This is a genomic window from Photorhabdus bodei (genome assembly GCF_003287735.1).
Taxonomy (GTDB): domain Bacteria; phylum Pseudomonadota; class Gammaproteobacteria; order Enterobacterales; family Enterobacteriaceae; genus Photorhabdus; species Photorhabdus kayaii.
Genome location: NZ_NSCM01000011.1, coordinates 29,068 through 49,291, shown reverse-complemented (window position 1 = coordinate 49,291; position 20,224 = coordinate 29,068). Strand labels below are relative to the sequence as shown.

Here is a 20,224-nt window from a genome sequence, read left to right as displayed (position 1 = left end):
TCAATATAGTGTCAATCTGAGGGCTGGCTGATAGTTGTTTGATGGCAACTATAACTGATTGGAGACTTCAATTAGATTTTGATCCGGATCACGGAAATAAATGGACATAATAGCTCCGTTTGCTCTGGTACGTTTAACCGGCCCTTCAAGGATTTCAACTTTATGTTGTTGCAGATGTTGAATAATTTTATCCATAGATGATAGCTGATAAAACATAAATCAGCAGAACCGGGCAGTGGCGGTTGAGCTTTAGGTTCAAATTCATGCCCATATTCATGTAGAAATCGACATGCCAAGAACGCGTTGATAAAAGTGGCTACTGGTTTCAAGGTCTTTAATTGTCAACACCAGATGATCAAGCCGTTCTATTTTCACTTTGATGTACCTAGTAAGATTAATATCGCAATTGTGTCGGACATCGAATCTTCTGAATGATAAAAGTCGCTGAAATTCAGCGACTTTTCATCGTGAGGTAAATGTTAACTTAGAGTACTGCAACAATGGCTTCACATAGTGGAGCCATGTTTTCCAACGTCAAACCAGCGACGTTAATACGACCGGAACTGACAGCGTATATACCAAATTCCTCACGCAGACGTTCTACTTGTTCTTTTGTCAGGCCACTGAATGAGAACATACCATTTTGGCTAATAATAAAGCTGAAATCCTGTTTTGCCCCTTTTTCCTGCAAGGTATTGACAAACAGTTGACGCATACGCTGAATACGTTCGCGCATGGTGGTCAGTTCCTGTTCCCAAGTTGCTTTCAGATCTTCATTTGACAAAATGGTAGTGACAACAGATGCACCATGAGCGGGTGGGTTGGAATAGTTAGCACGGATAATCGCTTTAGCTTGGCTAAATGCTTTTTCTGCTGTATCACTGTCACTAGCAACAATAGTACAGGCACCGACACGTTCATTGTATAGGCCAAAGTTTTTGGAGTAAGAGCTGGCAACAATCAGTTCATTATGATTTTTCGCAAAAATACGTAGGCCTTCTGCATCTTCGTTCAGGCCCTTGGCAAATCCTTGATAAGCGAAATCAAAAATAGGCAACCAGCCTTTCTCCGCAGACATTTCTGCCAGCTTAGCCCATTGTGCCGGGGTTGGATCGATGCCTGTCGGATTGTGGCAGCAACCGTGGAACAGAACAACATCACCTGCCTGAGCTTCAGACAGGCTTGCTAGCATGTCTTCGAAATTCAGCGCGTGTTTTTCAGCGTCATAGTATTTATATTCACAGACTTCCAGGCCAGCGGCGGAAAAAACGTTTTTATGGTTTGGCCAGGTTGGGTTGCTAATCCAAATGCGTTTAGCATTAGTCTGTTTGGCAATAAAATCCGCAGCAATACGTAAAGCACCTGTACCTCCAGGGCTTTGTGCTGTGCGGGCGCGTTTATCTGTGACGACTGGGTGATCTTTGCCAAACAGTAATTCTTGAGTTACGCGGCCAAATTCGGCTAAACCGCTAATCGGCAGATAATTCTTTGTTGTTTCGTTTTCCAGTAAATATTGTTCAGCTTTTTTAACACTGGTCAGAACCGGGGTTTTTCCTGTTTCGTCTTTATAGACACCGATACCAAGGTTGATTTTATTTGTACGAGGATCAGAACGGAAACTATCGGCTAAGCCAAGAATAGGGTCGGCAGGCGCTGCTGTGATTTTCTCAAACATGTTTGTAATTCCAAAGCTCAGAGTTAAGCCCAAAAGGGCAGTCAGGTTAACGCTGCTAAAACAGTTTGCCAACTATTTGTCGTAAAAAGAAGATAATCTTGTGAGGCAGTTTGCGGAGTGAGAAAAAGTTGGAATAGTAGAGAGAAAACATAAGACTAAAAAAGCAGCACCTAAGCGCTGCTTTCTCTTAATGATGCTTAACTTGTTCAGCTAAATCTAATTTACCAACGGTAATTAGAATTGGTAAACCATACCTACGCCAACAACGTTGTCAGTGCTGATACCCGTTGCTTTGGTGAATTCATTGCTATCCAGCAGGTTGATTTTGTAATCAACATAGGTAGTCAAGTTTTTGTTGAAGTAGTAGTAACTACCAACAGAGATATATTTTACCAGATCGCGGTTGTCGGATTCTTTCCCATCATGATCAATGTCACCAAACAGGTTTTTACCTCTGGATTGAACGTATGCCAGAGATGGACGTAAACCGAAGTCGAACTGGTATTGGGCGGTCAATTCGATGTTCTGGGTTTTGTTAGCGACATTTTCCATATTCACGCTACCAACTTTTCCACCGAAACGGGTCATGTTACGGGTTTCACCGTACATAGCAGCCAGGTAGATATTGTTAGCATCGTACTTGGCACCAATGTTCCATGCTTCAGCGCGATCACCTAAGGCAGCAGAACCTTCGTTGCTATCAATATCATAGGCAGTTTTTTGCGCAGAAGTACGAGCAGAATTAGAGTATGCACCACCGACGCTGATACCGTAACCTACGTCATAGGTTGCAGCGAAACCGTAACCATCACCGTTGTCTTTACGGTTGATACGGCCATTAGCCGTGTTTTCACTATTTTCACCCTGATATTGCAGAGCAAAGTTCAGGCCATCAACCAGACCGAAGAAATCGGTATTGCGGTAAGTCAACAGACCAGTAGAACGGCCAGTCATGAAGTTATCAGTCTGCGCCATTGAGTCGCCACCAAATACTGGCAACACATCGGTCCAAGCGTTGACATCATAAACCACACCGTAGTTACGGCCATAGTTCAGTGAACCGTAGTCAGAGAGTTTCAAACCAGCGAAAGCTAAACGCGTTTTGGTTTCTTCGTCAGTACCTTCTGCGCGGTTGCCTTTGATATTGTATTCCCAACGGCCGAAACCGGTCAGTTGGTCATTAACTTGAGTTTCACCTTTGAAACCCAGACGGGCGAAGGAGTTATCGCCATCTTCGCCGCTTTTGTTGTTAGCGAATTTGTGCTGGACTTCAACTTTACCGTATAGGTCCAGTTTGTTGCCGTCTTTATTATAAACTTCAGCTGCATTTGCTGCGCCAGCAGCTAACAGAGCTGGGATTACTACTGCAAGAACATTGCGTTTCATCATTATTATTACCCTCATTGGTGTTATTCGGACACCTGCCACTGCCAAAAATAATTCTTTAAAAATCTACGGAACTATTTGTGAGAGTTTAGTGTCGTCTGTTTCGCTGTCAAGTGTTTCATTGGTTGTTATTTTTATCCACTCACAAAATGCTATAAAAAAGAAAATTTAGTAAAAATGTGAAATAAAGTGTTTCAAAATGTAAATGAGAGATTGTTTTTTAATCTCTGGTTGGTCCAGTTGATCAAAAAAGTGAAAAATGACTCGCGGTTAGTGGCGGAAGAAAATTACCTGTTGATCTTAATAAAAAGAGTAAAATGTGGTGTTTATTTCATCAATCATATTTCTTATATGTAACTTACTGATATGCTTGTCGATGTGTTGCATATCATTTTTTAACAGATGCCTGATAATGATTCTTCTTGGAAGAAGTAGTGCCCACTTTAAGTGAGCACCATAGCACGTTAATTGGATTTTCTATTAATCTACCTAATTTATTTCAGACTGTTAGAATTGATATACCAAACCTATACCCACAGCGTTATTCGTATTGACATCGAGATATTTGGTGAAAGGGGTGTCATGTACTAAGTTGATTTTGTAATCAACATAGGCAGACAAATTTTTGTTAAAGTTATAATAAGAACCAATAGAGATATATTTTACCCAGTCTTGATGAGTGAAAAAAGTTGTTCCCCTGGATTGAACATATGCCAGAGATGGGCGCAGACCAGAATCCAACTGATATTGGGCAGTTAATTCGATATTACGAGTTTTTGCAGAGACAATATCTTGGTAGCCGAAAGAGGTCATATTGTGAGTTTCGCCATACATGGCAGCCAGATATAGGTTGTTTGCATCATATTTGGCACCAACGTTCCATGCCTCAGCCCTTTCACCACGAGCGACAGAGGTAACGAGCCTTTCATGTGTAATAGGGCGGTCAGAATTGGAGTAGGCTCCTCCTACGCTGATACCATTACCGATATCATAAGTAGCGGAGAGGCCGAAACCGTCACCGTTACTACCACCGTTGGGCTTGGTGATATCACCGCGCTTACGATGTGAGTTACGGCCGTTTTTACTGTCTTCGTCGTTCTTACCTTGGTATTGCAGGGCGAAGTTCAGACCATCAACCAGGCCAAAGAAATCCGTATTACGGTAAGTCAGGACACCGGTAGCACGATTAGTCATGTAGGTGTCAGCCTGCGACATGGAGTCAGCACCGAATACTGGCAGTACATCGGTCCAGGCATTGACGTCATAGAGAACACCATAATTACGACCGTAGTCTAGAGAACCATATTTAGCCAATTTTAGACCAGCAAAGCCCAGACGGGTTTGATTACCTTCGGAATCGTTTGCCTCGGCTTTGTTAGCCTGAATATTGTATTCCCAGCGGCCATAACCAGTCAGTTGGTCATTGATTTGGGTTTCACCCCTGAAACCCAGACGAACGTAGCTTGCATCACCATCTTCACTATATATAGGATATGTATCTGATTTTTGGGTAATTTTAGCGAATTGATGACGTACATCAACTTTGCCATAAAAATCCAGTTTATTACCGTTTTTGTTATAAATTTCAGCGGCATTTGCTACACCAGCAGTCAACAGCACTGGGATGACCACGGAAAAGATACTACCCTTCATTATTGTTACCTTCATTTAATTACTATTGTTAATGACCATCATTGGCGTTATTCGGACATCTGTTACTGACAGAAATAATTCCTTTAAGAAACTCGTTGAAATTATTTATGAAAATATCGTGCTGTCCGAGTCGGGGCACAGTTTTTCATTAGCTGTGGATTTTATCTATCATTTAATTGATACAAAGTGACGATTTTTGTAATAAAGTGAAAATAATATATTGCAAAATGTAAATGAAATAGGATTTTTGATCGTGTCTTGAATTGGAAGCATAAAAAAAGCCAGCTTTTGCTGGCTTTATACATAATGATTTTTTAATGTTTGTTTTACGCAATCATTAGAAGTTTGCGCTTCTTGGTGTCCGTGGAAATGGGATGACATCACGTACATTTGATACACCAGTCACGTAAGCAACCAGGCGTTCAAAGCCCAGCCCGAACCCGGCGTGAGGTACGGTGCCATAACGACGCAGATCACGGTACCACCAGTAATCTTCTTTATTAAGCTCCATCTCTTCCATACGCTTATCCAGCATATCCAGACGCTCTTCACGCTGTGAGCCACCGATAATTTCGCCAATGCCTGGTGCAAGTACATCCATTGCCGCGACAGTTTTACCGTCGTCGTTCATTCGCATATAGAAGGCTTTAATATCTTTTGGATAGTTTTTCACGACGACCGGAGCTTGGAAATGTTTCTCTGCCAGATAACGTTCATGTTCCGAAGAAAGGTCAACTCCCCAGAAGACTGGATTTTCAAATTTCTGGCCGCAGTTTTGCAGAATTTCAATGGCACTGGTGTAATCAATCTGAGCAAAGTCAGAATTGATAAATTTTTCCAGGCGGGTGATAACATCTTTATCTACGCGTTCAGCGAAGAATTGCAGATCATCAGCACGCTCTGCCAATGCGGCTTTGAAAACATATTTCAGCATATTTTCAGCTAATGTGGCGGCATCATTGAGGTTAGCGAAGGCGATTTCTGGTTCAAGCATCCAGAATTCTGCCAGATGGCGGCTGGTGTTAGAGTTTTCAGCACGAAAAGTCGGGCCGAATGTGTAAACTTTGCTTAATGCACAAGCGTATGCTTCACCGTTCAATTGTCCGGATACGGTCAGAAAAGCTTCGCGGCCGAAAAAATCTTGGTTGAAATCCACTTCACCTTTGTCAGTTAAAGGCAGATTTTGTAGATCCAGCGTAGAAACGCGGAACATTTCGCCAGCACCTTCTGTATCAGCAGCCGTTATCAATGGGGTGGAAACCCAGAAGTAACCATTTTCATGGAAGAAACGGTGTAGTGCTTGAGCAAGGGTATGGCGCATACGAGCAACGGCACCAATCAGGTTGGTACGTGGGCGCAGGTGAGCCACTTCGCGCAGGTATTCAATGCTGTGGCGTTTAGCGGCCATGGGATAGGTGTCAGGATCTTCAACCATACCGATCACGACGATTTTCGTCGCTTGCAGTTCAAAGTTCTGCCCTTGACCAAGGGAAGCAACGACTGTTCCTGTTACTTCGACAGAACAACCGGTAGTTAAATGCAGAACTTCATCCTGATAATTGGGCAAATTATTATTAACGACGGCCTGTAATGGATTAAAGCAGGAACCGTCATAGACGGCGAGGAAAGAGATGCCAGCTTTAGAATCTCTCCTTGTACGTATCCAGCCGCGAACGGTGACTTCACTATCAACCGCAACCCGGCCTTGCAGTACGTCGACTACAGGCGCTACGCTCATAGATTTCTCTCTTCTTTATCAGTTCAAGTTTATGAAAATGAATATCCCCACAAGGGGCAACTTATTCTATGTTACTTGCCCTGTTTCAGGAAACAAGGGGAAATCATTAATTTAAACGGTGAAATAGAGGGGAAAGCGCACTTTTCAGATGTGCTGCTGCCTTATCTGCCAGCAGCACAGTGATATTTTTTAATGAAACTTGAGTTAACAAGCTTGTTTAACCTGGGGTATATCAAAAGCGGCGCGTAGCCTGTTAACAAACTCGTTATCTTCACAAATGGTTTTGCCAGGGCTGTCTGAAAGCTTTGCGACTGGTTTGCCATTACACTCGACAAGTTTGATGACGATGTTCAGTGGCTTAACCCCTGGGATATTGCAGGTAAGCTGTGTACCGATACCGAAAATCAGGTTTATTCTGTTGTGGAAATGACGATAGAGCGCTAGTGCTTTTTGGAAGTCTAGGCTGTCAGAGAACACGAGGGTTTTCGTCATTGGGTCGATACCCAGTTTTTGATAGTGGGCGATCGCTTTTTCACCCCATTGAACAGGATCACCCGAATCATGTCGTAAGCCTTGATAATTTTTGGCAAACTGGGCATCAAAGTCCCGCAGAAACGCGTCCATTGTAATGCAGTCAGTCAAGGCAATACCTAATTGGTTAGGATATTCTTTCAGCCAACTCTGTAATGCTTCTCGTTGACTGCTAGCCAGATCCGGGCTGATTTGCTGATGAGCTTGAAACCACTCATGCGCTTGTGTTCCAACAGGAGGGAGCCCAAGCTGTTGTGCAAGTTGGTAATTGCTAGTGCCAATCAGATAAGGGAAATGCTGTTGCAGCTCACTGACGACAGCGTGTTGAACTCGGTGTGAGAAACGACGGCGTGTACCGAAATCCATCAGTTTAAAACTGGAGAGATCGATTCCTTCATTTTCAGCATGTTGATAGAACAGTTTGATTAACTTGTGTAGCTGGTTGACTGCATTTTCCACCGCGTTATCTGGTAAGTGATGACGATGAATTAATTCACTGATTAACGCCAGTAATGGGACTTCCCACATAATCACTTCATGCCATAATCCTGAAATATGGATAGCTAATTGGCCGCCATTTGTAACAGAAATATTGACTTGCTGTGGGTTAAAACGAAAGGTTTTTAACCAGCCCAGATAATCAGCCTTGAAAAAAGGCAGACTGGAAAGGTAATTAAATTCAGCATCGGTTAATGCCAGATTAGCCATCATATTAACTTGATGACGTAATTCTGTGGCATATTCACCTAGCAGTTCGTCGCCGCGGCAGCGAAACTCTGCAACAACAGGAATGTGGCTGTAGCGGTGGTACACTGCTTGTTGCATATGAAGTTTATAAGCGTCAGTATCAAGCAGTGATTTAATAATTGGGGTAGCGTCTAGTGTCATAGCGCGTTATGCATCCTCACGGAGCGTATTCGTATTAGCTAAATCGATAAAGTTGGAAGAGTATACCGGGATTATTTTGTTATTGAAGTCACATAACGTCATATAGTTCACCAAAATATCGAAGCTAAAAAGGGTCTTTGGTTAAATGTTATCATGTTATTTGATCATTAAGTGATAACAAGCACCAAAGAGTAAACATATTCCTTACATAACATCATACTCGTTCTTAATGAATGTTAAACGCCAGAAGGTGCGTTATTCACTCTTGAAATTCAACCTCTTTCTATGGCAGCGTAAGGCCTAGTATTGAATTAATTCCATCAGGCATGAAACAAAAAGGTTTCTTATGACACAACAGCGACAAGCTAAGTACCGCCGGGATTATCGCGCTCCCGACTATACGATTTCTGATATTGAACTCGATTTTAATCTTGATGCCGATAACACGGAAATCACCGCAATCAGCCAGATAAAACGTCTGAGTCACGAAATAACGCCATTAGTGTTGGATGGTGAAGACTTGATACTGAAAAGTCTTCATGTGAATGGTCAACCGTGGGCGCATTACCGTGAACAGGAGGGGGCGCTAGTCATTGAGCAGTTGCCGGCTCAGTTCACTTTGAAAATTGTCAATGAGATCCATCCATCGAAAAATACGGCGCTGGAAGGCTTGTATGTTTCTGGTGATGCACTTTGTACTCAGTGTGAAGCAGAAGGGTTTCGCCACATTACTTATTATCTCGATCGGCCTGATGTATTGGCTCGTTTTACAACACGTATCACAGCCGATAAAGCCAAGTATCCGTATCTGCTTTCAAACGGTAACCGGGTTGAGCAGGGAGAAACCGATGATGGACGTCATTGGGTGAAATGGCAAGATCCATTCCCAAAACCATGTTATCTGTTTGCTCTGGTCGCAGGTGATTTTGATGTATTGCGCGATATTTTTACGACGCGTAGTGGCCGTGAAGTTGCATTGGAGCTGTTTGTTGATCGTGGCAATCTCGATCGGGCTGATTGGGCAATGACCTCCCTGAAAAATGCTATGAAGTGGGATGAAACCCGTTTTGGCCTTGAGTATGACCTCGATATTTATATGATTGTTGCGGTGGATTTCTTTAATATGGGCGCTATGGAGAATAAAGGGCTGAATGTCTTTAACTCCAAATATGTGCTGGCAAAATCTGAAACTGCGACGGATAAAGATTACCTTAATATAGAAGCTGTGATCGGCCACGAATATTTCCATAACTGGACTGGGAATCGCATTACTTGTCGCGATTGGTTCCAACTGAGTTTAAAAGAGGGATTGACGGTATTCCGTGATCAGGAATTTAGCTCTGATCTTGGCTTTCGTTCTGTTAATCGTATTAATAATGTGCGTGTTATGCGTTCGGCACAGTTTGCGGAAGATGCCAGTCCAATGGCCCATCCAATTCGCCCGGATAAAGTGATTGAGATGAATAATTTCTATACCCTGACTGTGTATGAAAAGGGCGCGGAAGTTATCCGTATGATTCATACCCTGCTAGGTGAAGAGCAATTCCAGGCAGGGATGCAGCTTTATATCCATCGTCATGATGGTAGTGCCGCAACATGTGATGATTTTGTTCAGGCAATGGAAGATGCATCAAATGTGGATTTGTCACTTTTCCGTCGCTGGTATAGCCAGTCTGGTACACCAGTATTAACAGTCCGCGATGAATATGATGCAGAAAAGCAGCAATATAAGTTGCATGTCAGCCAGATGACACCAACTACCGCCGATCAAAAAGAGAAGCAGCCTCTGCATATTCCCCTGGATATTGAACTTTATGACAGCAAAGGTCATGTGATTCCGTTACGTTATGATGGTCAACCGGTTCACAATGTATTGAATGTGACTAATGCAGAACAGACGTTTGTATTTGATGATGTGCCATCACTGCCGGTTCCCTCTTTATTACGGGAATTCTCAGCACCAGTGAAACTGGATTACAAATTCAGTGATCAGCAATTGGCATTCTTGATGAAACACGCTCGCAATGCGTTTTCACGTTGGGATGCGGCTCAGTCGTTGATGGCAAACTATATCAAACTGAATATTATCCGTTACCAACAGAAGCAGCCGATCGAACTGCCAATGCATGTGGTGGATGCTTTCCGCGCGGTGTTATTGGATAAAGAGATTGATCCGGCTCTGGCTGCTCATATTCTGGCTTTACCATCAGAGAGTGAGATAGCAGAACTGTTTACGATTATTGATCCTAAAGCGATTCATGAAGTTTTGGATACCATCACCCGTACTTTGGCTCAGGAAATGGCTGATGAATTTGCGGTGGTTTATAACGCTATCAAGATCGGTGCATATCGCGTCGCTCATCAGGATATTGCTAAGCGCTCTCTGCGTAATATCTGTCTATATTATTTGGCTTTTGGTCATCAAGAGCAGGCTGATAAAGTGGTATCAAATCAATATCATCAATCTGACAATATGACTGATGCACTGGCGGCATTATCTGGCGCGGTGCTGGCAGAGTTGCCTTGCTGTGATCAACTCATGGCGGAATTTGATGGTAGATGGTATCAGGACGGCCTGGTGATGGATAAATGGTTCAGCTTACAGGCAAGTAGCCCGGCGGTAGATGTTTTGGCTAATGTACGCCATCTTCTGAATCATCGTTCATTTAGTATGAGTAACCCAAACCGGGTGCGTGCTCTGATTGGGGCATTTGTTAACAATCCGGTTGCATTCCATGCTGAAAATGGCAGTGGTTATCAATTCTTGATGGAAATTTTGACTGATCTTAACAGCCGTAACCCACAGATTGCTTCCCGTTTAATTGAACCGCTGATTCGTCTGAAACGTTATGATGAAAAACGTCAAAACATGATGCGTAGTGCGTTGGAGCAGTTAAAAGGATTGGAAAATCTATCTGGTGATCTGTTTGAAAAAATTACCAAGGCATTAGAAAGCTGATAACTATTTATTGGGTTATCGAGTTATCGGGCTAATGGTTATTTAGCCCGATATTTTTTCCAATTTATCTTCTGGATAATAAATTTCTTCTTGCAAGCATTGGGTTGGAAGTAAAATGCAGTGGTCAGTATCTTATGGTAAAACTGATATGTGGTTAATTTTTATGTCTCTATGGTATTATCGTTAATTTAAGGGTGGTCAACCAGTAACTTTAGAGGATAAAAGAATGGCTTTACTTACAATGGATACACATACAGCAGTTAAGGCACTCAAAGCGTCTGGTTTTAACGATGAGCAGTCTGAAAAAATCGTTGAAGTTATTACAGAACTGCAAAACATAAGCGTTGTCACCAAAGCAGATCTAACAGTTGCTACTGAGAGCATTAAAACCGATATTGGTACTATAAAAACAGATTTAGATTGGATTAAGAAACTGACATTAGCAGTTGGTATTGCTGTTGTTATTGCAGCATTGAAATACATTTTTATTGGTTGATGCTTGATACCTATAGTATGAAAATTGCTCAAGATATTAAAGAACATTCATTGGTTTGCTCTCCTTTGAGTTGTTCGAGGGAAGCAAAGTATCTTGGGCAAAGACGTCAACGATTGTCGTCACTAGTGTATTATTGTTATACCAATGCATTTTCCCGACTCTCACGCGCAACATCTGGGAGAGATTTGCTTCTAATTAGCATATTTCTGTAGATTCAGCCCATGTCATTCGGTTACTCTACTTGCCGAAATATTTTTGGGGATTAAAAATGAGTGTTTTTTAGCTCAAAAATCTTCAAATGGTATCTGAGTGTGTATAGAGACATGTGTAGTTTAATGTTTATAAATTAATTAATGGGTTTAGAATTATGTGCTACCCACTAGTCAGGAAAGCGTTGTTCCAGCTTGATCCGGAACGGGCACACGAATTAACCTTCCGCCAGCTCAAGCGTATTACCGGTAGTCCTTTCGAGTTTCTGATCCGCCAGTCAGTTGCGACGAAGCCTGTTACTTGTATGGGCCTGTCATTTAAAAATCCCCTCGGTCTGGCCGCGGGCCTTGATAAAGATGGCGATTGTATTGATGCATTTGGTGCAATGGGATTTGGTTTTATTGAAATTGGCACCGTAACCCCACGCGCTCAGGCAGGAAATGATAAGCCGAGATTATTCCGTATCGTTGAAGCAGAAGGGTTAATTAACCGTATGGGCTTCAATAATCTTGGTGTTGATAACCTGGTAGAAAATGTCAAAAAGGCAAAATATGGCGGAGTTATTGGGATCAATATTGGCAAAAATAAAGATACGCCAGTAGAGCATGGAAAAGATGATTATTTAATCTGCATGGATAAAGTCTATCCTCATGCTGGCTATATCACAATTAATATCTCTTCACCTAACACACCTGGCTTAAGAGCGCTTCAATACGGCGAAGCGTTGGATGATCTATTATCGGCGATTAAAAATAAACAGAGTGAACTTCAACAAAAATACCAGAAATATGTCCCTGTTGCGGTAAAAATCGCGCCAGATCTTTCTCAAGAAGAGTTGATTCAAATTGCAGATAGTTTAATTCGTCATAATATCGATGGTGCTATTGCAACTAATACAACGTTAGACAAGAGATTAGTTGAAGGGCTTAACTATTGCCAACAAGCTGGTGGGCTAAGTGGTCGGCCGGTTCAGTTACGTAGTACAGAGGTTATTCGTCAGCTCTCTCAAGAATTAAGAGGTAAAATTCCTGTTATCGGTGTTGGTGGAATAGATTCACTTGTCTCTGCCAGAGAAAAAATAGCGGCAGGGGCTTCTTTAATACAGATTTTCTCTGGATTTATCTATCATGGTCCAAAATTAATCAAAGATATCGTCAATCATATCTAGATCTTTCTGTTAATTTATCATTGGGGGTTTATTTTTGCCCCCAACTCGTCTATATTCACTCTGATCGCCTAAATTTTATCTGTATCTTTGCATATCTTTTAATTATGGCAGGATTTATTTTACTGAATAGCGGGCAAGTTATTTACAATCTGTTTGACGATGTAAACTTTCTTGGCATAAAAGGGTAATTCATGAACATTAAACCTGATGATCAATGGCGCTGGTATTTTGATGCTGACCATGACCGTATAATGCTCGATCTGTCTAATGGTATGGTTTTTCGTTCCTGTTTTCCTGCTAAGATGCTGATACCCTATGCAATGGGAGAAACTTCATTTTCTGTAGAAGATGCGACGCTTTATTATTGTTTTGAAGAGCAGACACGCCGAATTAATATTTCAGATGAATCCAGGGCTGAATTAGTTCTTAATGCATTAGTGGCGTTCCGCTTTATTAAGCCACAAATGCCAAGAAGCTGGTATTTTTCTCGTTTTGCCATGATAGAGAAGCCGATACAAGGAGAACTGATTCAGGTACGGCTCCAGGATTGCGGGACAGATGCTATATTCTTAGTAGTAGAGGCCGGGGATAGTGCGAGCCTTTGTCTGCTAGCTCAATCGCAATTAAAATTATCCGATCGGGTAATGAATTTTTGTGATCCAATTAAGATTATGAATGATCGATTGATGCCATTTGTGGAACCTATTTATACGCCAATTTATGGCACTGCGATTTGATTTGGGTTTAAGATCCCATTGTTCTGTGATTTCCAAGAGTAAAGACACTTTTTGAAAATAGAACGACAAGTCAGAAGATAATCACTGTTTTTAATTAAGAAAATTGTTCTTTATCATTTGAGGAAATTTTATCTCATTCACATCTTCCCATCTGATTATGAGTAAGTCACTCTTTTCTTGTCTTGTGTTCTAAAATCTCCTGTTGGCTATTATCACAGAAATTTGCCTATTATATGTAATAGCTACAGCTCACTCATTTGAAGCAGGCATGAAAAATAGATAAGAAGCGCTTTTATAATTTCCTCCCCTCTGGATAACATTAGTTCCGAGATGGGGAGGAGAGATAATGAAGTTAATTAGCACGATTTTCGAAGATTAATTGTTCTGCGTGATGGGATATTGCTGCTAATGCGTCGTGATTGGAGTAATCGTCTTGGACGATTTGTGCGCGTTGTTTAAACAAGTTTGTACGTAGCATATTTTCCACTGTTTGCTTAAGCTGAGATTCAGTAGGTTGTGCTGTATCCAGATTAATACCGCATCCAGCCCATACGACGCGAAATGCTGTTTCCTGTTTGCCTTCTCCTGTATCGGCAATGAGCACTGGTGTACCGTGGTTAAGGGCATAATTAATGGTTCCGTAACCTCCGTTGGATATTAGCAATGAAGCTTTTGGTAGCCAGTGCTCAAATGAGATAAATTCTTCGATATGTGCGTTGTCGGGGATGTTCTCTGGCCGTATTTCTACTGATCTACCACCAGTAGTTGCTAATACACGCACGGGTAATGTAGCCAGTGCACGCAATGTGGGGAAAACTAACTGGTTTAGATCGGTATTAGACATAGTACCTTGAGTGACTATAACCAATGGGCGTGGATCACCTTCTTCCCATAATTGAGGTGATTCTGTTATCGGTGCGGGGTTGGGGAGTGGGCCAATAAAATGGACTGTATTAGGTAATCCTTCTCGTGGGTATTCAAATGCCAGGGTTGAAAGTTGCAAAAAGCGGTCAGAACCCAAAATGACTTCATCGTTGAAAAATCTGGTTAACGTAGCGCATCCTGACTGAGCTAACGCATCATTAAAGCTATCCTGTACTTCGGTTATGAGTTGTCGGGTTTCCTCATCTACGAGTTGTTCATGTGTCAATTCTGATGGTAATAGTGCGGGTGGGATACGTGGCCCCCAGAAAATTGAATCTTTCGAAGAGTAAGCCAGAGGCGTTATGCCAATTATGATCACGGGAAGGCGATGAGCTTTTTCTTTTTGCAGTAGTGGCAATATGCCATAAAAGCAATTCTCGGCTATCAGTAATTCTGCTTGCTGCTCATGGATGATTTGTTGTAGTTGGCGGTCGAGGAATGGGATTGGGCTACAGAAGAAATCTTTAAACGCTAGTGCCATTTGCAGATTTCCTGGCGGCAGGTGCGCTCGGTCAGGAAAACGTTGCTTTAAGTGGCGGTAATCAAAGTCTATCTGCTCATCAAAAGGGATAAATTGTGCGTTTAAAGCCTCTACTTGTTGGCGAAATAATGCGCCAGTGAAGACAGTTACTTGATGCCCTTGTGTTATCAGTGATTGAGTTACCTTTAACATCGGATAGACATGCCCGGGTGTTGCAACCGCTGCAATGACAATTCGTGCCATAATTTGCTCCTTTGTACTGTTTTGATTTAATTACGCTAGTTAGCTCCTGACTCAGGGGTGATTATTTTATGACTACTATTATAAATTAATTACAGAAATAATAATTAATTATTACAATAATAACTTTGATTTATTTTTTATGATGTAATGAAATATGCCGATTTCCTCTCCCTGTCGGTCTGTGTTAGCACCAAAACGGAGAGGAAAGAAGAAGGTATCTAGGGTTTAGTTAATGTGGTTTTGTTCGAGAATTAATTGTTCTACGTGACGGGATATTGCCGCTAATGCATCATGTTTTGCGTAATCTTTTTGGACAATTTGCGCACGTTGTTTAAACAAGTCTGTACTCAGCATATTTTCCACTGTTTGCTTAAGTTGAGATTCAGTGGGATGTGCTGTATCCAGATTAGTACCGCATCCAGCCCATACAACACGAAACGCTGCTTCCTGCTTGCCTTCTCCTGCATCGGCAATAAGTAATGGTGTTCCGTGGCTGAGAGCATAATTGATGGTTCCGTAGCCCCCGTTGGATATCAGCAATGAAGCTTTCGGCAGCCAGTGTTCAAATGAAATAAATTCTTCGACGCGCACGTTTTCAGGTAGATCTTTACTCAGTGTTTCTACCGATCTGCCACCGGTGGTTGCCAATATACGTACCGGTAATGTAGTCAGTGCACGCAATGTAGGGAGAATCAACTGATTTAAATCGGTATTGGAAATAGTACCCTGAGTAACTATAACCAATGGACGTGGATCATCTTCTTCCCATAATTGAGGTGATGTTGTGGTCGGTGCAGGGTTAGGAAGTGGCCCAATAAAATGGACGGTATCAGGCAATCCTTCCCGTGGATATTCAAATGCCAGAGTTGAGAGTTGCAAAAAGCGATCAGCACCAAAGATGACTTCATCGTTGAAAAATCTGGTTAATGCAGAGCCTCCTGACTGGACTAATGAATTATTGAAACTATCCTGCACTTCGGCTATGAGTTGTTGGTTGGCTTTATCGACGAGCTGTTCATGTGTCAATTCTGGTGGTAATACCGCAGGTGGGATACGTGGCCCCCAGAAAATTGAATCTTTCGAAGAGTAAGCCAGAGGTGTTATGCCAATGACTATCACTGGAAGACGATGGGTTTTTTCTTCTTGCAGCAGGGGTAATATGCCATAAAAGCAGTTCTCGGCTATAAGTAGATCTGCTTGTTGTTCACGGATAATTTGCCGTAATTGGCGGTCAAGAACTGGGATTGGGGTGGAGAAGAAATTCTTGAATGCTAGTGCCATTTGTACATTTCCCGGAGGAAGTTGAGCACGGTCGGGAAAATGCTGTTCTAAATGGCGGTAGTCAAAATCTACCTGTTGATCAAAAGGAACAAATTGTGCGCTTAAAGCTTCTACCTGTTGGCGAAATAATGCACCGGTAAACACAGTTACCTGATGTCCTTGTGCTATTAGCGATTGAGTGATCTTTAACATTGGATAGACATGTCCAGGGGTTGCGAGCGCTGCAATGATGATACGTGCCATGACTTACTCCTTTGGTGTTTTGTCTGAGTGACTTAAGCTCCTGATTAGAGTGTAATCATTTTATGACAGTAGTTATAAATTCATTATGGTAATAATTAATTCATTATTGTAATAATAAATTCGTTATAACAATCACCATTGTGATTTATTTATAAAATTTATTGATTTTTTCTCCCTTTTAAGCGGTGTTAGCGCCAAAATGGGAAGGAAGGGGAGAGAAATTGGAGTTCAACGTGCCAACTTATGGCACGTTAGTTTGATTCTAATTTAAAGATCTATTCTTCGCTATTATTAAGAATAAGATTGCTCTTTGGAACACAACAGCAAGCTAAAATATGGCCGTCATTTTTAATCGCCGTGGCTTTTAAAGGAGAAACCTCTCCCTTAACTAAAGATATTTTACAGCATCCACATATTCCCGCTCGACATGAATAGGGTACTCTAATTTTTTGTTGTTCCAGTTGTTCTAAAATGATTTGTTGATTATTACCTGTAAAGGTTTTTCCGTTATATTCAATAGTGACAGATTGCTCATTTATTTTTGGTAAATCAATATTTTCGATTTTTTCGCTACTGCCATATTTACGCGGATCTTTTTTAGCTAATATAGTGACATTATCTCCGATTCTAATAATACCACTTGAACGGGCAATGAGATTCTGACCAAAATCGACATCACCATTTTCTGCTGTACGGAATGATTGCAATGTCGCTAATGGCTCTCCGTTAGGATTTTTAATGCCTTTATCAATGCTGACGGTTGTCAGAATACAGCGACTACACGGTTTGGGTAAATCAAAAATAACCTCGCCAATCTGAATTGATTGCCAACTGTCTTCTGCAAATGCTTCTGCACCGGTAATAACAATATTTGGACGAAATTGCTCTAATTTAATACTGGCCGGGCAACGTTGTTGTAATAAACGAAATGAGGATTCATTAATCAGTAAAAATGGATAACCATCCGCAAATGATAATGGAATTTCGGGGTGTTTTTTTACTCTGCGGGTTAATTCATGGCTTAACCAGCGTAATTGCACCGGAATGTCAAAGAAACGACTTAGCCATTGGTTAACGGTTTCTGGTGCAATGAGAGCCGTAAAATGGTTGCCCCATACTTCCGTAGGTTGTTGTTCAGGTAGGAAATCACTGTAAAGTACGGTGGCATTTTCTCCGTTGGGCGCACGCAGATAAATACCGTTATTTAACATAGCCGGAGTAAATAACAACATCTGAGGATATTTACGGGCGGTAATAAAAGTCCCGTCTGTCATTGTGATCATAAAATTGCGATCAAATATAAGGCCGCTTTCACTGACTAAGGCATGGGAGAGTTGCAAACCACGCATAGACTTTACCGGGTGGGTATACAGGCGAGACAGAGCTATCATCCGTTAATCTCCATGAAACATTTTTTACATGCGCAACTTTATGACATGTCACTTAGATTAGCTATAATGCGTAACAATTTTCTTTCTTGGTGATATGTAACATGAACTCTCTGTTTGCCAGCACGGCGCGTGGATTAGAAGAATTATTGAAGAACGAACTGGAAATGCTGGGTGCGCAATCATGCAAAATTGTGCAAGGCGGAGTTCATTTTCAAGGTGATGGTAGAGTGATGTATAAAAGTCTGATGTGGAGCAGGCTGGCATCACGTATTTTGCTACCGCTAAACGAATTTAATGTTTATAGCGATTTAGATCTCTATCTTGGAGTTCAGTCTATTGATTGGAGCCAGATTTTTTCTGTAGAAAGTACTTTCTCTGTGCATTTCAGTGGCACAAATGAAGAGATACGTAACACGCAATATGGCGCACTCAAGGTTAAAGACGCCATTGTCGATAGCTTTACTCGTAAGTTGGATCAACGCCCCAATGTGGCAAAGCAACAGCCGGATGTTCGCATTAATGTTTTTTTGAATAAAGAGAAAGCCAGTGTTGCATTGGATTTGAGTGGTGATGGTTTGCATATCCGAGGTTATCGCGATCTTGCTGGTCAAGCCCCACTGAAAGAAAATCTGGCTGCTGCGATTATTCTACGTTCAGGCTGGCGGATTGGTACTCCGATGGTCGATCCTATGTGTGGTTCTGGCACATTATTGATTGAAGCCGCAATGATGGCGGCTGATCGTGCTCCTGGGCTTCATCGTAACCACTGGGGCTTTATTGCTTGGTTGCAACATGATGAAGAAATTTGGCGTGAGGTAATCACAGAAGCGCAGATCCGCTTTTGTAAAGGTCTTCAGGAGACAGCTTCCCGTTTTGTTGGTTCTGATATTGATCGCAGAGTGCTGGATATGGCTCGGTCAAATGCTCGTAGAGCCGGGGTTGCGCAGTTGATAACGTTCCAGCAAGGTGATGCCAGTCGTCTGGAAAATCCGTTACCAGAAGGCCCAGCTGGAACAGTATTAAGTAATCCACCTTATGGTGAGCGTTTGGAAAGTGAGCCGGCATTGATTGCACTACACAGTTTGTTTGGGCGGATAATGAAAAGCCGTTTCCCTAGCTGGCGTCTGTCTCTATTTAGTGCGTCACCTGAATTGCTGAGCTGCTTGCAATTACGGGCTGAACGTGAGTTTAAAGCTAAAAATGGTCCACTGGATTGCGTACAGAAAAATTATCAGTTGTCAGATAAACCGCACTCATCAGAGGTGAATGTGGCGGAAGATTATGCCAACCGCCTGCGCAAAAATGAAAAGAAATTAACTCACTGGGCAAAACAGCAAGGGATTAATTGTTATCGTCTGTATGATGCTGATTTGCCAGAATACAATGTGGCTGTTGACCGTTATGCGGATAAAGTAGTGATTCAGGAATATGCTCCGCCAAAAAGTGTTGATGCTAATAAAGCGCGTCAGCGTTTATTTGATGCTATCAGTGCAACGATGCAAATTCTTGGACTCTCATCAAATCAATTAGTACTTAAAACTCGTCAGCGTCAGAAAGGCAAAAGCCAGTATGAAAAAATGGCAGAAAAACAGGAATTCTTTCTGGTAAATGAGTATGACGCAAAATTCTGGGTCAATTTAACTGACTATTTGGACACTGGCTTGTTCCTTGATCATCGTATTGCCCGAAAAATGCTAGGTAAAATGAGTGAAGGAAAAGATTTTCTGAATCTGTTTGCCTATACAGGAGCAGCGACGGTACATGCTGGATTAGGAGGCGCGCGTTCAACAACGACGGTTGATATGTCTCGCACTTATCTTGAATGGGCTGAACGGAACTTACAGGCTAATGAATTAACCGGGCGTCAGCATCGGTTGATTCAGGCAGATTGTCTCACTTGGTTGGCACGGGCCAATGAACAGTTTGATTTGATTTTTATTGATCCGCCGACTTTTTCCAATTCTAAACGGATGGAAGATACATTTGATGTACAACGCGACCATATCATGTTGATGAGACAGCTTAAGCGCTTGTTGCGTCGTGGAGGAACGCTGATGTTCTCTAATAATAAACGTGGTTTTAAAATGGATTTTGCTGAGCTGGAAAAAGCTGGCTTGGTGGCAGAAGAAATCACCAGTAAAACCCAGTCGCAGGATTTTGCCCGCAATCGTCAGATTCACAACTGCTGGCTATTACGTCATGCTGGTGAGGAAAAATAAT

Annotated in this window: 13 protein-coding genes and 1 pseudogene; 5 read left to right on the top strand and 9 right to left on the bottom strand. The window is 41.9% G+C overall.

Annotation, left to right across the window (positions count from 1 at the left end):
• Nucleotides 1-48: 48 nt before the first annotated feature.
• The 6 genes and pseudogenes from CKY02_RS09795 to pncB form a co-directional block, all read right to left on the bottom strand.
• Nucleotides 49-375, bottom strand: a pseudogene (locus tag CKY02_RS09795) (VOC family protein).
• Between the two features lie 109 nt (nt 376-484).
• Nucleotides 485-1,675 carry an amino acid aminotransferase gene (locus CKY02_RS09790; RefSeq protein WP_112895151.1) on the bottom strand — a complete coding sequence of 397 codons (1,191 nt, stop codon included), beginning with the start codon at nt 1,673-1,675 and terminating at the stop codon, nt 485-487.
• Between the two features lie 234 nt (nt 1,676-1,909).
• Nucleotides 1,910-3,064, bottom strand: a complete 1,155-nt coding sequence (gene ompC, locus CKY02_RS09785) for a porin OmpC (protein ID WP_274382168.1) — start codon at nt 3,062-3,064, stop codon at nt 1,910-1,912.
• A 504-nt stretch (nt 3,065-3,568) separates the two neighbouring features.
• Nucleotides 3,569-4,714 carry a porin gene (locus tag CKY02_RS09780; protein ID WP_112895150.1) on the bottom strand — a complete coding sequence of 382 codons (1,146 nt, stop codon included), beginning with the start codon at nt 4,712-4,714 and terminating at the stop codon, nt 3,569-3,571.
• A gap of 337 nt (nt 4,715-5,051) precedes the next feature.
• Nucleotides 5,052-6,452 carry an asparagine--tRNA ligase gene (gene asnS, locus CKY02_RS09775; protein WP_112895149.1) on the bottom strand — a complete coding sequence of 467 codons (1,401 nt, stop codon included), beginning with the start codon at nt 6,450-6,452 and terminating at the stop codon, nt 5,052-5,054.
• A gap of 204 nt (nt 6,453-6,656) precedes the next feature.
• Entirely contained in the window at nt 6,657-7,871 is a 1,215-nt protein-coding gene (gene pncB, locus CKY02_RS09770) for a nicotinate phosphoribosyltransferase (protein ID WP_112895148.1), read from the bottom strand.
• Nucleotides 7,872-8,217: 346 nt separating this feature from the next.
• On the opposite strand from pncB, the gene pepN reads away from it, so the two are divergent.
• The 4 genes from pepN (at nt 8,218) to CKY02_RS09750 (ending at nt 13,441) form a co-directional block, all read left to right on the top strand.
• The gene (gene pepN, locus CKY02_RS09765; RefSeq protein WP_112895147.1) at nt 8,218-10,830 is read left to right on the top strand and encodes an aminopeptidase N; all 2,613 of its coding nucleotides are present in this window, start codon (nt 8,218-8,220) and stop codon (nt 10,828-10,830) included.
• 226 nt (nt 10,831-11,056) lie between these two features.
• Nucleotides 11,057-11,326 carry a CCDC90 family protein gene (locus CKY02_RS09760; RefSeq protein WP_046396460.1) on the top strand — a complete coding sequence of 90 codons (270 nt, stop codon included), beginning with the start codon at nt 11,057-11,059 and terminating at the stop codon, nt 11,324-11,326.
• Between the two features lie 367 nt (nt 11,327-11,693).
• A complete protein-coding gene (pyrD, locus tag CKY02_RS09755) occupies nt 11,694-12,704 on the top strand; it encodes a quinone-dependent dihydroorotate dehydrogenase (protein WP_112895146.1) in 1,011 nt (336 codons plus the stop codon).
• A gap of 191 nt (nt 12,705-12,895) precedes the next feature.
• Nucleotides 12,896-13,441, top strand: coding sequence for a cell division protein ZapC (locus CKY02_RS09750; RefSeq protein WP_112895145.1), 546 nt, complete (start codon nt 12,896-12,898; stop codon nt 13,439-13,441).
• Between the two features lie 352 nt (nt 13,442-13,793).
• Here the strand turns inward: CKY02_RS09750 and CKY02_RS09745 are convergent, their stop codons facing one another.
• From CKY02_RS09745 to CKY02_RS09735, 3 genes are all read right to left on the bottom strand, one after another.
• Nucleotides 13,794-15,089 (bottom strand): glycosyltransferase, encoded by a 1,296-nt coding sequence (locus tag CKY02_RS09745; RefSeq protein ID WP_112895144.1) that lies wholly within the window; start codon nt 15,087-15,089, stop codon nt 13,794-13,796.
• 225 nt (nt 15,090-15,314) lie between these two features.
• The gene (locus CKY02_RS09740; RefSeq protein ID WP_112895143.1) at nt 15,315-16,613 is read right to left on the bottom strand and encodes a glycosyltransferase; all 1,299 of its coding nucleotides are present in this window, start codon (nt 16,611-16,613) and stop codon (nt 15,315-15,317) included.
• Between the two features lie 275 nt (nt 16,614-16,888).
• Nucleotides 16,889-18,004 carry a YcbX family protein gene (locus CKY02_RS09735; protein ID WP_112895142.1) on the bottom strand — a complete coding sequence of 372 codons (1,116 nt, stop codon included), beginning with the start codon at nt 18,002-18,004 and terminating at the stop codon, nt 16,889-16,891.
• Nucleotides 18,005-18,105: 101 nt separating this feature from the next.
• Between CKY02_RS09735 and rlmKL the strand changes: the two genes are divergently transcribed.
• The gene (gene rlmKL, locus CKY02_RS09730; protein ID WP_112895141.1) at nt 18,106-20,223 is read left to right on the top strand and encodes a bifunctional 23S rRNA (guanine(2069)-N(7))-methyltransferase RlmK/23S rRNA (guanine(2445)-N(2))-methyltransferase RlmL; all 2,118 of its coding nucleotides are present in this window, start codon (nt 18,106-18,108) and stop codon (nt 20,221-20,223) included.
• Nucleotide 20,224 lies beyond the last annotated feature (1 nt).

Excerpts from the sequence above, each read along its gene's own strand:
- CKY02_RS09735 (WP_112895142.1), bottom strand. The coding sequence starts at position 18,004 with ATGATAGCTCTGTCTCGCCTGTATACCCACCCGGTAAAGTCTATGCGT.
- CKY02_RS09780 (WP_112895150.1), bottom strand. The coding sequence starts at position 4,714 with ATGAAGGGTAGTATCTTTTCCGTGGTCATCCCAGTGCTGTTGACTGCT.
- pncB (WP_112895148.1), bottom strand. The coding sequence starts at position 7,871 with ATGACACTAGACGCTACCCCAATTATTAAATCACTGCTTGATACTGAC.
- CKY02_RS09760 (WP_046396460.1), top strand. The coding sequence starts at position 11,057 with ATGGCTTTACTTACAATGGATACACATACAGCAGTTAAGGCACTCAAA.
- CKY02_RS09750 (WP_112895145.1), top strand. The coding sequence starts at position 12,896 with ATGAACATTAAACCTGATGATCAATGGCGCTGGTATTTTGATGCTGAC.
- CKY02_RS09740 (WP_112895143.1), bottom strand. The coding sequence starts at position 16,613 with ATGGCACGTATCATCATTGCAGCGCTCGCAACCCCTGGACATGTCTAT.
- pepN (WP_112895147.1), top strand. The coding sequence starts at position 8,218 with ATGACACAACAGCGACAAGCTAAGTACCGCCGGGATTATCGCGCTCCC.
- pyrD (WP_112895146.1), top strand. The coding sequence starts at position 11,694 with ATGTGCTACCCACTAGTCAGGAAAGCGTTGTTCCAGCTTGATCCGGAA.
- CKY02_RS09745 (WP_112895144.1), bottom strand. The coding sequence starts at position 15,089 with ATGGCACGAATTGTCATTGCAGCGGTTGCAACACCCGGGCATGTCTAT.
- rlmKL (WP_112895141.1), top strand. The coding sequence starts at position 18,106 with ATGAACTCTCTGTTTGCCAGCACGGCGCGTGGATTAGAAGAATTATTG.
- CKY02_RS09790 (WP_112895151.1), bottom strand. The coding sequence starts at position 1,675 with ATGTTTGAGAAAATCACAGCAGCGCCTGCCGACCCTATTCTTGGCTTA.
- ompC (WP_274382168.1), bottom strand. The coding sequence starts at position 3,064 with ATGATGAAACGCAATGTTCTTGCAGTAGTAATCCCAGCTCTGTTAGCT.
- asnS (WP_112895149.1), bottom strand. The coding sequence starts at position 6,452 with ATGAGCGTAGCGCCTGTAGTCGACGTACTGCAAGGCCGGGTTGCGGTT.